This is a genomic window from Pseudomonas sp. FG13, from assembly GCF_057809755.1.
This window is the reverse complement of the sequence record NZ_JBMDKO010000062.1, coordinates 1-12,825: the sequence shown is the minus strand read 5'-3', so window position 1 is coordinate 12,825 and position 12,825 is coordinate 1. Positions and strand designations below refer to the sequence as shown.

Genomic DNA, 12,825 nt, shown 5'->3' with positions numbered 1-12,825 from the left:
ATCATGTCTGAACAACTAAAGCCGTTCGTGGGGGATGCTGCTTCTGAAGTTTTTTGAAATATGGCGGGGGCAGGTATGTCAGAAGTTGTAGGGGATAAGGTTAAATCTATTGGTGATAAAAAATGAAGCCGAAAAAAGTCGGGGTGTACCTGTTAGTCGTACTGATTCTATATGCCATGGCATTATTTTATGTGGTGGGGTTGAGTGGTAGTCTCTTTGGTGCACTGATTAATTATTTTAAGCATGGTGTGTGGGTCTTCGATGAGAATGATCTGTTGGTGTCGCTAAGGTTTTCTCTTGTTTATGGGGTTTGGGGAGGGGTAGGGGTTTGGGTTTTTTCAAAAATTGAAGATCGTAAAAAGAAACGGAAAAATAATGAAAGAAATTGAGTTTGATAAGTCGGGCTTGCTATGGTTTCTGTGGGTATCGCAATTCGAGCAGTCAATGAGAAAAAGTGGACAGGTTTATTAGAGTCTGTAAAATCCAGAACAGGAGCATAGGTGCTGAAATGAATGACGTAATTGCAGTTTGATAGGCTTTTCGATGTGGCTATGGCGGCCTTTGGTGAAGAGTTACAGACTTCTTATGGGATGTGTTTACTAAGTATTATAGGATTTGTAAAAAAAGCATTTGGAATATAAAAGGTGTTTATAAATAGATTTAAGTTGATTCTAATGTTTGGCAAGTCGCCATTTTGATGTTGTGGTATTTTGCATGCGGAAGCTTCAGTGGTCAGGAATTAAGGGGTTTGTAATAACATAAATTAACCTTTGTGGGGTCACTCGTAGTGAGGCTTTGTGAAGTATGTTAACTGAATATGATGAGTTTTGGCCTGATGCGGACTTTTATGATACTACGACATGAATTAGTCACGAGCGCGTAAAAAATGACAGAAAAGGGGGCAAATTTGAATGGCACTTGCTTAACGTGCTCAGCATGCCCATGTTTTCCTGATATCTGCCTTAGCTAACCGACGTGATTTGGTCAGCAAGGGGTAGACCTGGGATCTTCGTTATATAGCTCGCGGCTCGACAGGGGCAGGTCGGTTTCCAAACCCAATGCTGCTCCGTTAAACAAGCCGCATTGGACCATTTATCACCTCAAGCGCCTTGACTTCCCGGCGCTTCCAAAACTTTCACCACATCGTCAATGACGGCTTTGCTCATATCCTGCAAATAACACGATGCCCAGGCATACCGATCCGTGTCGCGAATCATCGCTGCGTCTTCAGCCAAAAGCTTGGCGACGTGGAGCAGGTCGGAGGCGTGGGACAGGGCTTCGCCGATGGGTATCCCACCGTTGACTCGGAAAAGCGGGCGGTCGGAGTGGAAGGAAAAAGGTGTTAGGCCTACGGTTTGAAGTCTTGTGGATTTGGTGGCGAGGGGCGCGTTGTAGTTGCTGATCCGCTTGCTGTTAACTTTAATTCTTCACCATCAAAAAATAATTTACGTATGATTGATTTGTTGATACAGGCGGCGCAGAAGAATGGACCATTTTAATGAGGGGTAAATATATGGCTTCGACGGTCCCGTCTGCGGCAAATGAGCTTCTTCGTAAGCTTGTCGGCAAGCAAATTACTAAATTTATTCGGTATAGCTGGTGGGATGCCTCGGAAGTTTCAACTCATTGCGGTGTCGAGGATAATATGGCCTTCTCATTAACGGCCGGACCATTAGTCATCTATTTTGAGTGCGACATGGTTCTTGGCTTTTCGAGTGATCCCTCTCTGAATAGCGTCATTATTTGGGATGAGGCTGCGAGAATCGCAAGCCAAAGTTCGAGCTCATTGGAAAGTGACAATGAGTTGTTCTCTATTTCTGTGGCTGGACGGTTTGCCACTACTTTCTGGAAAGACCTTGTTGGAGCTCGGGTAAGTGGTATTACAATACTTAAACGAGCGCAGATGAATGCGAAGGCGGAGCAGCGCCCCAGCGAAGTAGGCCTGCGTTTTGATATTTGTGGGGGTAGAAGCTTTATCTTATCCCATGGGTTGCATGATGACTCTGATGATTTTTCAGTGCTGGAAGTATCGCAAGTGAAATCGGTCGGTCTCGAGGAAGTATCATTAAATTGATGGTGTTGTACAAGAAGTCAAAAGACGGAAAGCCGGGGGGCATGTGTTCTAAAGTTGTTAACACGGTTTTCAAGTTTATGGAAAGATTGTGGCTAATGCAGACTTGGTTGGGCGATTTGTGGCGCAGGAATTAAATGCTAATGTTAGGGCGGTTTTAAAAGAGGCGCTCTGGCAAAGAAGTCAATCCGATGAAGTTGTAGCTAGGCTGTGTGAATTCAATTGCTTTGATGTTGAGTTTGATTTTTTGAGAGGTTTGGTGGTTGTCCAAGATGTCTTAGACTCAGGGCCAGAAAGTAGCTTGGAGATGCTTCTCTCAGACTTTATTTTTCTCTGTGGGTTAGAAGGATACTGAGAGAAGGCGTATGTTTTTTATCTCTGCCTCGTTGAAAGCTTTCATGGATAATCTGGTAGTGCGCTCATTTGACAGGTATGAGTCTAGAGCAGATTATTGCTTTGCAAAAGGGCGGCGATGGCGAGGGATCGTAAGATCGATCTAGAAAAAATAAATCTGTCCCCCTTCTTCTACCTTTTTCTATCTTTGGGGTTCTGGGGATTCCAAACCGATAAAGTAGGCTGATATGTACTCTCGACAGATATTGGATTTAGGCGCTAAATTTGAAGGTCGTTTGGAAGCTGTTTTTCTGGAGGGGGCGTTAGATTATATAAAATATAATGAGGAAAAATTAGCTTTGGAAATTCTCTGTGAGCATATTTGCGAATATGATGTTGTCTTATCTGCTGATGAGCTAAGGGAAATTCGGTTGTTGGCCTCAGTCATGGGGTTTGATATTGAAAAAGCTCCTTTTAAGTATCTGCGGGCGTTGACGAAGCTTGAAAACTAACAGTTCGTCAGGGACAGGCCACGATTAAGTTGGCTGAAAAACGGTTTGCCTTTTCATTGTGGACTGTCCCTGAGGTGTTTAAATATCGATTTTGGCCTGTTGATAAAGATTGGAAGTTAACGATGTGCTTGGAGCATTTATGAAGAAAACCACGCTGCTATTGCTGTCCTTTTTCCTGACGTTACCAGGCTGCAAATCCAACGTCCGAGATTCTTCCCCAACCCTGCTCAACAACGGCATCCAACTCCAGCAAAATAAAGTGACCGTCGACGCCCAGCACGCCAAGGTCATCATGAAAGCGACCGGCAACGTCGTCCCGGTAGAGTTCTCGATCAGACGCGCAATGGACCCGGACCAGCGTCTGGATGTGCAGGGAACGGTGGTGGATTCCGGTCGCGGCAAAGTGTTCGGCTGGATTGCCAAGCTTAACGAAGCGACTCACAGCGCGACCTTGAAGCACTTCCCTCAGTTGGAAGTACAAGCGGACCCCGATCAGCCATTCGAAGTATCGGGTTACGCCAGTGGTGAGAGTATCAACCGTGGCTACCGCTGTGGTCCGATCAACACCACGTTCACGCCGGAGAAAGGTAAGGTTTATCTGGCGGAGTTTCAGTTTGTGGGTCAGGGCTGTGAACTGCATGTCTATGACACCACGCAGCCTCAGCAGCGCATTCCTGTTACGAGCGCACCTAGCCTCTGATCTGGTTAGCCAATGCGAAACGGGTGACCGCGCGTCTGCTGTTCGGTCGAGCAGGAGCAAGCCCCCTCGTCACAGGGAGCTTTGCTCGACTGGGCGGTAGGTGAATGCTCTGCATCAACCGTGGCAGCACCCGTTGGGCTTCGCATCCTCGTATTTATCGTGATGCCGCACCCAATCCATGATCTCGTCCTCATTACGCCCCTTGGGCGCCAGGTCGAGGTATTGGTAGGTGCCGACCAGCATGTCCAGACCTCGCGCATAGGTTGAGTAGGTGTGAAAGATCTCGCCGGCTTCGTTGCGATAGAAGACGCTCAGGCCGGGGAGTTCGCCTTCGGCGGTGTCGGTTTTTTCGTAGTTGTAGGTGGCCGTTCCGGCGGCGGTGTCTTCGGCTTTGAAGCTGACGCCGAAGTCGTAGTTGAAGTCGCAACCGTTTGAGGAGACCCAGTCGAAGGCCCAGCCCATGCGGCGTTTGAACGGTTGGAATTCGGCGAACGGCGCGCGGGAGACGGCGACCACTGCCACATCGTGGTGGGCCAGATGTTGGTTGGCGCCGTCGATGTGGTCGGAGAGGAAAGAGCAACCTTGGCAGCCTTCAGTCCAGCCGGGGCCGAACATGAAGTGGTAGACGATCAGTTGGCTGCGGCCGCCGAACAGGTCGGCCAGGCTGAGTTCGCCGTCAGGCCCCTGGAAGCGGTAGGGCTTGTCGATCTTGACCCAGGGCAGGGCGCGGCGTTCGGCGCTGAGTTTGTCCCGTTCGCGGGTGAAGGCTTTTTCGTGGGCCAGGTGTTGTTGGCGGGCCTTGAGCCATTCTTCCCGCGAGACGACTGGATGATTCTCTACGTTCATGGTGATTTCTCCTGGAGGCAGGGCGTTTCAACCAGTGGTCGTCTGGCCCTGGACGAATTCGACAGACCGTTGGTCGGTTGGCCAGACGGTTCGCCTGGAAGCCTGGCTGAACGGTGGCGTGGCGCCTCGGTCACAACTTGAGTAGACATCTCACTCTTTGGAGGATGGACCAGGATGACGACTTATAACTGGGACTTGATCGAACGGTTGTTGCACGAAGTGCAGAACGGCGCCGGCCACAGTTTTACCCCTCGGCCTTATGCGGAGCAGTACGCGGCGGCGAAGGCGGCCGCAGGCGAGGAGATAGAGAATCTCGATCATCTGAAGGCGGTCGCCGGGGAGTATGAGAAGTTGCTGCTGGAGCGTGGCTTCATTGAGCCTCGGCCGGAGGAAGAGGGCGGCAATGGCGAGAATTTCGTGCTGACGGTACGGGGTTCGCGCTTGTTGAGCCTGATCGACAGCAGCATCCCCGGGAATGATCATCCGCGCCAGGTGCTGGATGAGCAGGAGGATGCGCTGGATGAGTTTACCTTTGATGATCTGGCTTCGAAGGCGCAGATTGCCTGAGGGTTGTACACAACATTTGTGGGAGCGAGCCTGCTCGCGATAGCGGTGTGTCAGTCGCCATGTAGCAGGATGACACTCCGCTATCGCGAGCAGGCTCGCTCCCACAGGGGTTCTCAGTGTTTTTGAGAGCTTGTTCGTTCAGTTTCTTGCCGCTTTCAGACATTTCAAGTCACTGAAATCCTTCTTCACCCCGTCGATCTTCTTCAGCAGCCGTTCGCGCTGGGGCGGGGTGCTGTCGGCCATCAGGTCTACCAGCAGGCTGCGGGCCTGGGCTTCGGTGTTGTTGTAGGCCTCGCGGTAGGCCGGGGTCCAGAGGCTTTCGCGGTTGACCAGCAGTTGCTCGATGCGTTTCGGAAAGTCGGGGGCGTGGCGCTGGGCCACGGCGGCGCTGAACTGGTTTTGCCAGTGGGCGCGGTTGGCGATCCATTGCTGGTTCTGGTCGCCCAGGGCGGTGGACCAGGCCACCACGCGCTGGCGTTGGGCGATGTTGAGGGGGCCCAGCCAGTCGTTCAGGCGTTTTTCCATGCGCTCGCTGCGTTCCTGGATCTGCTGTTGCAGCGACGGCTTGAGGTATTCCTGCTGGCGCTTGCGCTGGTCCTTGGTGAATGCGGCGTCCATGTCGTCGACTTGTTCGTCGTTCAGACCTTGCAGCAACTCGATGGCTGATGGCGTGATTTCCCGAGCGGTTTCGGCAATGGCGGCCTTGGCTTCCTCGGTGCGCTGTTGCAGGGCTTCATCGGTCACCTGGTCGGTCTGGACCATGGTCTTCAAGCGGTCCAGCCAATCGAGGTAACCGGGCAGTTGCGTGGTGCAGTGCCAGCTCAGGTGCTCCTTGAGGCGTTCGTTGAACCAGTCTTTTTGCTCGCCGTTGATCTCCAGGTAGTCGTTGAGGGTCCAGGGGATGATCAGGTCGAGGTTGCGGTAGGCCAGGCCGATGCGGGTACAGGCTGTGAGCAACAACAGGAAGGCGATAAACGTGACGGTGCGTGTAAGCCGGCGCGACATGAGCGAGTCCTTGCGAAGCCATCGGTGTTTTGTTTGAGCATGGCAGGCGCGCGGCAGTTCAGCCGATTGAATACGTAACCCTTAGTAAAACGGATGGGCCATCTTCAGGGTCAGCAGGCCGTCGCATTCGCTGTTATGGCCGGAGTAGGCCGAACAGCTGCTGCCGCTGAGGCTGGAGTCGCTGTAGATCAGGTCCAGATCGATGCCGCGCCACGGACGGGAAATTTTCAACGACCAGTCGCTGAAACTGCCTACATAGCCGTTCTCGACCGAAACCGGTGTGTTGAGCTGATGGGTGGTGTATTTGGCGCTGACGCCGATGCCGAACGGCACGTTACCGCCCAGGTCGGCGAACAGCGTGCTGTTCTGTTTGTCCGGATCGTTGCTCAGGGCGGCGCCGAAACGGCTGCCGAGCACGGTCAGGCCACCATAGAACTCCTGGCTGTCGAGGGTGTCGACGGTGGGGTAGCTGTAGTGGATCATGCCGACTTCGTAGCCAAGGGTCTGGTCGAAGGGATGCTTGAACCCCATGTAGGAATCCACCTCGAGATCGGCGGAGGAGGTCAGGCCGGCGCTGGGTGACCATTGTCCAAAGTACCAGCCGCTGTCGTGACTCAGGTCCAGGCCACCGTGAAACGAGCCGGTGCTCGAAGGCGTGACGAGGCCTTGGGCCATGCTGCGGCTGGGGCTGGTGCCGAGCTTGAGGTCGAAGTCGCCGAGTTCGCGCTGGAAGATCTGTCCGTGGACAGGCGGACAGGCCAGCAGGCTGATGCTCAGCAGGGCAATGGGGATACGCATGCTTCACTCCGTGAATTAGCGAGGAGCAGGACAAGCTCGGACACTTGAGCTAGAACACTTGAGCTAGAGAGGTGCAAGCATACCGGCGAATACCCGGCGGTGAAGGCCGTTCGTCGATTTTTACGAGTGGGATGTGTGGCGGGGGAGGTTCCAGTCCAAGCGCTTCGAAGCTCAAAGCGCTTTGGGACCAGGTGATGCGGGGATTACTTTTTGCCCAGGCTGATTTGCTTGGACGGGCCGAATGTCTGGCCGCTGACGCCTTTGGCGATTTGCTGGATTTCACCGCCGGACTTGAGGAACGCAGCGATCTGGTCGTTGATCGATTCGCTGGTTTCAACGGCTGGAGCTGGCTTTGCTTTGCTGTTGGATGCTTTTACACGCATGGCGGCCATTAACCTGTCGATAATTAATTGGGCCAGGCATCGTACAGGAAATACATGACCCTTGCTTGGCTCATATCCCGCTGATTGATCTGGATGAGACTGGACGATTGGCGGATTTAAGCCCCAATCAATGCCCTAAGCCACTGTTTTAAATAACAACCGAGCGGGAAATATAACGCCGGGCGGTCTGTGCGGATCGGCCGCACCGAGCGGCGTCTGCCTGACGAATGGCCGCTTCACAGGTAAAACGCTGGAAAATCGAGGCCGGGACGGGCGCTTTCCCGTCGGTCACGAATCGCGCCGTAAAACCGGGTAGAATGCCGCCCACGCAATGAGGGTATTCGGAAATGGCTTTAGTCGGGCGCTACAACAGTTTGCAAGTGGTTAAACACACGAACTTCGGTTTATATCTGGACGGTGGTGCGGACGGCGAAATCCTCTTGCCCAATCGTTATATCCCCAAGGATATTCCCAGCGAAGATGAAGATTGGCTCAATGTTTTTATTTACCTGGACAGCGACGACAAACTGATCGCGACCACGGAAAAACCCAAAGTCCAGGTCGGTGAATTCGCCAGCCTGAAAGTGGTTGAAGTCAACAGCATCGGTGTGTTCCTCGACTGGGGCCTGCCCAAGGATCTGCTGCTGCCGTTCTCGGAAGAGAAACGCCAGATGACTGCCGGGGATTATTGTGTGGTGCACGTCTACCTCGACAAGCACACCCGCCGCATCACCGCCACGGCGCGCCTGGACCGTTACCTGGACAAGACGCCGGCCAACTATACGCCGGGGCAGGAAGTGGATCTGCTGGTTGCCGAGGCCACCGACATGGGCTTCAAGGCGATCATCAATAACCGCCACTGGGGACTTATCCACAAGAACGAAGTCTTCAAGTTCCTGCGCCCAGGCAAGCAGGAAAAAGGTTACATCAAGGAAGTCCGCGCAGACGGCAAGATCAGCCTGAGCCTGCAACCGGTGGGCCAGGAAGCCGCCACCAGCCTGAATGCCAAGATCCTCGCCAAGTTGCGTGACAACAACGGCACCCTACCGGTCAGCGACAAGAGCGATCCGGCGCTGATCAGCAGCCTGTTTGGCGTGAGCAAGGGCAACTTCAAGAAAGCCATTGGTGCGCTGTACAAGAATGGGCAGATTGTCATTCATGCGGATCGCATTGAGTTGAGCTGATCTTTCAGCCGACAACAGAGTCTGTTTGGAAAAAGGATGCTCTTGTGGCGAGGGGATTTAGCGACCCGTCGCACCGCCCCGCTGGGCTGCGTAGCAGCCCTAAAACCTGACACCTCAGTGTGCCAGGCAGAAGAACTTGGCTGTGTTGGGGCTGCTTTGCAGCCCAGCGGGGCGGTGCGACGGGTCGCTAAATCCCCTCGCCACAAGAGCTGAGTCAGACTCTTTGATCTGGCTGTATACAAAATTCTGCACCTTTAGCATGCATTCGCGCCCTGTTCGTGGGCATATGTCCCTTCCTGCGCGCTATGAAATTCCGCGGCACGCCGCTGTTTGTCTCATATTTCCCGCCTATGGCACGCATTCTGCGTAGCGCTTCGTATACAAACCATGCCGGCTCCCGTGCGCAGTATGGTGAGCAAGTCATCCCGGGGGCACGGCGGTACTCATAAGGAGCCCCGCGATGTCCGAGCAATTGCCCAACGGCTACAGCCCCCGCCTCTATAACGAAGACTTGGGCCCGCTGCCGCAGAAATGGAATTGGTACAACATTTTCGCGTTCTGGATGAGTGATGTGCACAGCGTCGGTGGCTATGTGTTCGCCGCCAGTCTGTTCGCATTGGGGTTGGCGAGTTGGCAGGTGTTGATCGCGTTATTGGGCGGGATTTGCATCGTGCAGGTGATCGCCAACCTGGTGGCCAAGCCTAGCCAGCAGGCGGCGGTGCCGTATCCGGTGATCTGTCGGCTGGCGTTCGGCGTGTTTGGGGCGAACATCCCGGCGGTGATTCGCGGCTTGATTGCTGTCGCGTGGTACGGCATTCAGACGTACCTGGCGTCCAGTGCGCTGATCATCGTGGTGCTGCGGTTCTTTCCCACAATGGAAGTGTATGCGACGCCGCATTTTGCCGGTTTGTCCTACCTGGGTTGGTTTGGTTTCCTCAGCCTGTGGTTCGTCCAGGCGCTGGTGTTCTGGACGGGCATGGAGTCGATCCGCCGTTTCATCGATTGGGCGGGGCCAGTGGTCTATGCCGTGATGTTTCTGCTGGCCGGTTGGATTGTGTGGAAGGCCGGTTGGAGCAACATCAGCTTTACGCTGGCGGAAAAATCCCTGTCCGGCTGGCAGGCGTTCGGTCAGGTGATCGTGGCGACGGCGCTGGTGGTGTCATATTTTTCCGGGCCGACCCTTAATTTCGGCGATTTCAGTCGCTACTGCCGAAGCATGTCTGACGTGCGCCGGGGTAATTTCTGGGGGCTACCGGTGAATTTCCTGGCGTTCTCATTGGTCACCGTGGTGATTGTTTCCGGGACCTTGCCGGTGTTCGGCGAAATGCTCCATGACCCGATCGCCACCGTGGCGCGCATCGACAACGATGTGGCGGTGTTGCTCGGGGCCTTTGCCTTCGTGACGGCCACCGTCGGCATCAATATTGTCGCCAACTTCGTCTCGCCGGCCTTCGACTTTGCCAACGTCGCACCCAGCAAGATCAGCTGGCGTGCCGGTGGCATGATCGCTGCGCTGGCGTCGATTTTCATCACGCCCTGGAACCTGTTCAACAATCCTGAAGTGATCCATTACACCCTGGATGTGCTGGCAGCCTTCATCGGTCCGTTGTTCGGGATTCTGCTGGTGGACTTCTACCTGATCAAAAAGCAGTCGATTGACGTCGATGCGCTGTTCAATGACGGCCCGAGTGGGTGCTATTACTACAGCGGCGGTATCAACTGGACGGCGGTCAAGGCGTTGGTGCCGGCGACGCTGATGGGCGTGGCGATCACCTTCACGCCGCTGTTGCAACCGATGGCCAACTTTGCCTGGTTCACCGGCTGCTTCCTCGGCGGGGTGTTGTATTTTGCCCTGGCGCGGCGTGAGCCGGCCGCGCAACCGAGCCCATCGTTCAGTTCGGTTGGCCAGTCCTGATCAACGCAGGACGGTTTGGGCACAAGGGTTTACCGCGCTCCGGCGCGGTAGCAACAACCCACCGGCCAGCACCAGGCCGCAGCCGGCAACGATCAGTGCCGGTTGCAGGCCTCCGCTGAAGTGGCTGCTCAGCGCCGCCAGCAACGGTCCGCTGAGTTGGCCCACGGCAAAGCAGGCGGTCAACAGCCCGGCGTTGCGCTGGGTGGCATGGGGGGCCAGTTCCCGGGAGCGCAGCATCACCAGTTGCATGCACGCCAGGAACGGCGTGCCACACAGGATGACCCCCAGCGCCAGCCCCGGCCCGCTGCCCAGCAAACAGGCGAACACTCCGGCGGCCTGCAGCCATAACGTGCCGATCAACCAGCGGCCGGTGCTGTTTGGAGCCGGTCGGCGCAGGCTCACCAGTAGCACACCGAGGGCGGCGGCCAGACCGAAGCAGGGCCAGAACAGGTCGGCCTGCCATTGGCCATGGAATTGCGCCGAGGCCATTTGCGACAGGAACGTGGCGGGGATGATGTAGCCCACGCCGTACAAGGCGTACACCACGCCGAGCCGGGCAATGCCACGGTTCGACGATGAGCCGGCCGGCGGCGCAACGGTCACGGCTGCGGCGGGTTGCGGCAGGATCGGCAGCACCACCAGCAGCATCGCCAGGGCCACACCGGCATACACCAGCCACAGCGTGGCGGACGTCTGGCCCAACAGGTTCGAACCCAAGGCCAGCAGGCCTGTGAGAAAAATCCCCAACCCCGGTCCGGCAAATACCAGCGCGCCCAGTCGTGGCCGTCCCGCCGCGGCTGCCAAGGGTTGGCTCAAGGCCGTGATCATCACCAACACCCACGCACTCGCTACGCCCGTGCCGAAGCGCAGTGCAAGGTGCGGCCAGAAGCCCCAGGCCCAGAACGACGCCAGGGTCAGCAGCACGCACAGCCACAGGCCGCCGAGCAAGCGTCGGCGCACCTGTTCCGGGCGACGGGCGAACATGGCGTCCAGTGCGCCAAGGAAATAACCCAGGTAGTTGGCGGCGGCAATCAGACCGGCGGCGGTCAAGTCGATCTGACCTTCGCCGATGAGATGAGGTAACTGAGGTGTAAGGGCGAAGCGGCCGATGCCCATGGCCATCATCAAGGCGATGAAGCTGGCAAGCAGGCGAACAAGGGGCGACATGGTCGTTCTCCACATTGAGGCGAATGACCGTCAGGCTAGAACCGATTGACTTTCATTAAAAATGAATAATAGTGAGTAACTTGTTCCTTTTTGGAGAATGTCGTGGAGTTCAGCCAGTTGCGGATTTTCCAGGCCGTGGCCGAGGAAGGGTCCATCACCCGCGCCGCCGAGCGTCTGCACCGGGTACCGTCGAATCTTTCGACCCGGCTCAAGCAGCTCGAAGAGCAATTGGGCGTGGATCTTTTCCTGCGGGAGCGTCAGCGCTTGCAGCTATCGCCTGCGGGAAAAGTCCTGTTGGACTACGCGGCCAAGCTCTTTGCCTTGCACGATGAAGCCCATGCGGCCGTGCAGGGTGGCCAACCGGCCGGGGAGTTTGTGCTGGGCACCATGTACAGCACGGCGGCGATTCATCTACCGGACCTGCTGGCCAGTTATCACCGAGCGTATCCGGCGGTGAACCTGCAAGTGCAGTCCGGGCCCAGCGGCGAATTGCTCGAGGGCTTGCTCACCGGGCGGCTCGATGCGGCGCTGGTGGATGGCCCGCTGGAACTGGCCGGGCTTGATGGCGTGCCGTTGTGCGACGAGCGATTGGTGGTGATTACCGAGGCCGATCATCCGCCGGTGCGCAGTGCGCTGGACGTCCAGGGCCGTTCGGTGTTCACCTTTCGCCGGGGTTGTTCGTACCGCATGCGCTTGGAAGCCTGGTTTGCCCATGATCATGCAACCATGGGCCGGGCGATGGAGATCGAGTCTTACCAGGGGATGCTGGCGTGCGTGATCGCCGGGTCCGGGGTGGCGTTGTTGTCCGAGTCGATGCTGGCCAGCATGCCGGGCCGCGAGCGGGTGGCGGTGCACCCACTGGCCGAGCCGTTCGCCAGCGCCACGACCTGGCTGATGTGGCGCAAAGGCATGGTCGGGGCCAACCTGAATGCCTGGATCGAGTTGCAGCAACAGGCCTGGCCGCGGATGCCCGTGGCAACGGCCCAATCGGCTTGAACTACGGGCGCGGGATTTGGATCAATTCAGTAACAGATCATTGCAAACAGAGACGAGCATTGCGCAGCACATCGGACTATTATCAACGCGAAGGGGCCACAGAAATCTGCCGCTCGCATGACCCTGAGGGGGCACCACGATGAAAGAGAAAATCCAGAACTGGCTTCACGACTTGGGTGTCGCGCTCGGCCTGATCGAACCGCCCATGCAGCCGATACCGATCCGCACCGATGACGAGCAACGCCGCCGCCAGCCGCGTCGTCGCTGATTACCCGTCAGGTCGTTTCTTGTGGGAGCGAGCCTGCTCGCGAAGGCGTTGGCTCAGTTTGCATCGAGGCTGGATCTGCC

General features: G+C 56.2%; 17 protein-coding genes. 11 read left to right on the top strand and 6 right to left on the bottom strand.

All coding sequences use genetic code 11. The features are described 5' to 3' along the window. The first annotated feature begins 122 nt into the window (after positions 1 to 122). Complete coding sequence (locus ACODTO_RS27295) at positions 123 to 389, top strand: hypothetical protein (RefSeq protein WP_489107333.1); 267 nt, start codon at positions 123 to 125, stop codon at positions 387 to 389. A gap of 711 nt (positions 390 to 1,100) precedes the next feature. On the opposite strand, the gene ACODTO_RS27290 is transcribed toward ACODTO_RS27295, so the two are convergent. Beyond that, the gene (locus ACODTO_RS27290; RefSeq protein ID WP_489107337.1) at positions 1,101 to 1,403 is read right to left on the bottom strand and encodes a DUF3077 domain-containing protein; all 303 of its coding nucleotides are present in this window, start codon (positions 1,401 to 1,403) and stop codon (positions 1,101 to 1,103) included. Between ACODTO_RS27290 and ACODTO_RS27285 the strand changes: the two genes are divergently transcribed. The 5 genes from ACODTO_RS27285 to ACODTO_RS27265 all read left to right on the top strand — a co-directional run bounded on the left by ACODTO_RS27285 (position 1,356) and on the right by ACODTO_RS27265 (position 3,616). Beyond that, positions 1,356 to 1,499: a hypothetical protein gene (locus ACODTO_RS27285; protein ID WP_489107332.1), complete on the top strand. Its 144-nt coding sequence runs from the start codon at positions 1,356 to 1,358 to the stop codon at positions 1,497 to 1,499. The two genes, ACODTO_RS27290 and ACODTO_RS27285, sit on opposite strands and share 48 nt — an antisense overlap. Before the next feature lie 14 nt (positions 1,500 to 1,513). Then, complete coding sequence (locus ACODTO_RS27280) at positions 1,514 to 2,074, top strand: hypothetical protein (RefSeq protein ID WP_489107331.1); 561 nt, start codon at positions 1,514 to 1,516, stop codon at positions 2,072 to 2,074. An 88-nt stretch (positions 2,075 to 2,162) separates the two neighbouring features. Then, on the top strand, positions 2,163 to 2,426 hold the full coding sequence (locus ACODTO_RS27275; RefSeq protein WP_489107330.1) for a hypothetical protein: 264 nt from the start codon (positions 2,163 to 2,165) through the stop codon (positions 2,424 to 2,426). A gap of 226 nt (positions 2,427 to 2,652) precedes the next feature. Next, positions 2,653 to 2,916 (top strand): MafI family immunity protein, encoded by a 264-nt coding sequence (locus tag ACODTO_RS27270; RefSeq protein ID WP_055135962.1) that lies wholly within the window; start codon positions 2,653 to 2,655, stop codon positions 2,914 to 2,916. Positions 2,917 to 3,055: 139 nt separating this feature from the next. Further along, the gene (locus tag ACODTO_RS27265) at positions 3,056 to 3,616 is read left to right on the top strand and encodes a hypothetical protein (RefSeq protein WP_489107329.1); all 561 of its coding nucleotides are present in this window, start codon (positions 3,056 to 3,058) and stop codon (positions 3,614 to 3,616) included. Positions 3,617 to 3,730: 114 nt separating this feature from the next. Here the strand turns inward: ACODTO_RS27265 and ACODTO_RS27260 are convergent, their stop codons facing one another. Further along, positions 3,731 to 4,462 carry a DUF899 domain-containing protein gene (locus tag ACODTO_RS27260; RefSeq protein WP_489107328.1) on the bottom strand — a complete coding sequence of 244 codons (732 nt, stop codon included), beginning with the start codon at positions 4,460 to 4,462 and terminating at the stop codon, positions 3,731 to 3,733. A gap of 174 nt (positions 4,463 to 4,636) precedes the next feature. Between ACODTO_RS27260 and ACODTO_RS27255 the strand changes: the two genes are divergently transcribed. Beyond that, positions 4,637 to 5,029, top strand: a complete 393-nt coding sequence (locus ACODTO_RS27255) for a hypothetical protein (RefSeq protein ID WP_047701703.1) — start codon at positions 4,637 to 4,639, stop codon at positions 5,027 to 5,029. 138 nt (positions 5,030 to 5,167) lie between these two features. Here the strand turns inward: ACODTO_RS27255 and ACODTO_RS27250 are convergent, their stop codons facing one another. The 3 genes from ACODTO_RS27250 to ACODTO_RS27240 all read right to left on the bottom strand — a co-directional run bounded on the left by ACODTO_RS27250 (position 5,168) and on the right by ACODTO_RS27240 (position 7,224). Next, positions 5,168 to 6,034 (bottom strand): DUF6279 family lipoprotein, encoded by an 867-nt coding sequence (locus ACODTO_RS27250; protein ID WP_175386969.1) that lies wholly within the window; start codon positions 6,032 to 6,034, stop codon positions 5,168 to 5,170. Positions 6,035 to 6,115: 81 nt separating this feature from the next. Beyond that, entirely contained in the window at positions 6,116 to 6,832 is a 717-nt protein-coding gene (locus tag ACODTO_RS27245; protein ID WP_139650394.1) for a TorF family putative porin, read from the bottom strand. Positions 6,833 to 7,035: 203 nt separating this feature from the next. Beyond that, entirely contained in the window at positions 7,036 to 7,224 is a 189-nt protein-coding gene (locus tag ACODTO_RS27240; RefSeq protein WP_016702300.1) for a hypothetical protein, read from the bottom strand. 338 nt (positions 7,225 to 7,562) lie between these two features. Between ACODTO_RS27240 and ACODTO_RS27235 the strand changes: the two genes are divergently transcribed. Then, positions 7,563 to 8,399 carry a CvfB family protein gene (locus ACODTO_RS27235; RefSeq protein WP_139650393.1) on the top strand — a complete coding sequence of 279 codons (837 nt, stop codon included), beginning with the start codon at positions 7,563 to 7,565 and terminating at the stop codon, positions 8,397 to 8,399. A gap of 460 nt (positions 8,400 to 8,859) precedes the next feature. Continuing rightward, on the top strand, positions 8,860 to 10,314 hold the full coding sequence (locus tag ACODTO_RS27230) for an NCS1 family nucleobase:cation symporter-1 (protein WP_175386970.1): 1,455 nt from the start codon (positions 8,860 to 8,862) through the stop codon (positions 10,312 to 10,314). Here ACODTO_RS27230 and ACODTO_RS27225 read toward each other — a convergent pair whose 3' ends face one another. Then, a complete protein-coding gene (locus ACODTO_RS27225; protein WP_175362482.1) occupies positions 10,315 to 11,481 on the bottom strand; it encodes an MFS transporter in 1,167 nt (388 codons plus the stop codon). 102 nt (positions 11,482 to 11,583) lie between these two features. Between ACODTO_RS27225 and ptrR the strand changes: the two genes are divergently transcribed. Together ptrR and ACODTO_RS27215 are read left to right on the top strand one after the other, a co-directional pair. Then, complete coding sequence (gene ptrR, locus ACODTO_RS27220) at positions 11,584 to 12,477, top strand: putrescine utilization regulator PtrR (protein ID WP_139650390.1); 894 nt, start codon at positions 11,584 to 11,586, stop codon at positions 12,475 to 12,477. A gap of 139 nt (positions 12,478 to 12,616) precedes the next feature. Further along, positions 12,617 to 12,745, top strand: a complete 129-nt coding sequence (locus ACODTO_RS27215) for a PA1414 family protein (RefSeq protein WP_256222727.1) — start codon at positions 12,617 to 12,619, stop codon at positions 12,743 to 12,745. Positions 12,746 to 12,825: the final 80 nt, after the last annotated feature.

What these genes read in the sequence shown, in the direction of transcription:
- ACODTO_RS27295 (WP_489107333.1), top strand. Translation starts at nt 123, where the DNA reads ATGAAGCCGAAAAAAGTCGGGGTGTACCTGTTAGTCGTACTGATTCTA.
- ACODTO_RS27280 (WP_489107331.1), top strand. Translation starts at nt 1,514, where the DNA reads ATGGCTTCGACGGTCCCGTCTGCGGCAAATGAGCTTCTTCGTAAGCTT.
- ACODTO_RS27270 (WP_055135962.1), top strand. Translation starts at nt 2,653, where the DNA reads ATGTACTCTCGACAGATATTGGATTTAGGCGCTAAATTTGAAGGTCGT.
- ACODTO_RS27265 (WP_489107329.1), top strand. Translation starts at nt 3,056, where the DNA reads ATGAAGAAAACCACGCTGCTATTGCTGTCCTTTTTCCTGACGTTACCA.
- ACODTO_RS27260 (WP_489107328.1), bottom strand. Translation starts at nt 4,462, where the DNA reads ATGAACGTAGAGAATCATCCAGTCGTCTCGCGGGAAGAATGGCTCAAG.
- ACODTO_RS27255 (WP_047701703.1), top strand. Translation starts at nt 4,637, where the DNA reads ATGACGACTTATAACTGGGACTTGATCGAACGGTTGTTGCACGAAGTG.
- ACODTO_RS27250 (WP_175386969.1), bottom strand. Translation starts at nt 6,034, where the DNA reads ATGTCGCGCCGGCTTACACGCACCGTCACGTTTATCGCCTTCCTGTTG.
- ACODTO_RS27245 (WP_139650394.1), bottom strand. Translation starts at nt 6,832, where the DNA reads ATGCGTATCCCCATTGCCCTGCTGAGCATCAGCCTGCTGGCCTGTCCG.
- ACODTO_RS27240 (WP_016702300.1), bottom strand. Translation starts at nt 7,224, where the DNA reads ATGGCCGCCATGCGTGTAAAAGCATCCAACAGCAAAGCAAAGCCAGCT.
- ACODTO_RS27235 (WP_139650393.1), top strand. Translation starts at nt 7,563, where the DNA reads ATGGCTTTAGTCGGGCGCTACAACAGTTTGCAAGTGGTTAAACACACG.
- ACODTO_RS27230 (WP_175386970.1), top strand. Translation starts at nt 8,860, where the DNA reads ATGTCCGAGCAATTGCCCAACGGCTACAGCCCCCGCCTCTATAACGAA.
- ACODTO_RS27225 (WP_175362482.1), bottom strand. Translation starts at nt 11,481, where the DNA reads ATGTCGCCCCTTGTTCGCCTGCTTGCCAGCTTCATCGCCTTGATGATG.
- ACODTO_RS27215 (WP_256222727.1), top strand. Translation starts at nt 12,617, where the DNA reads ATGAAAGAGAAAATCCAGAACTGGCTTCACGACTTGGGTGTCGCGCTC.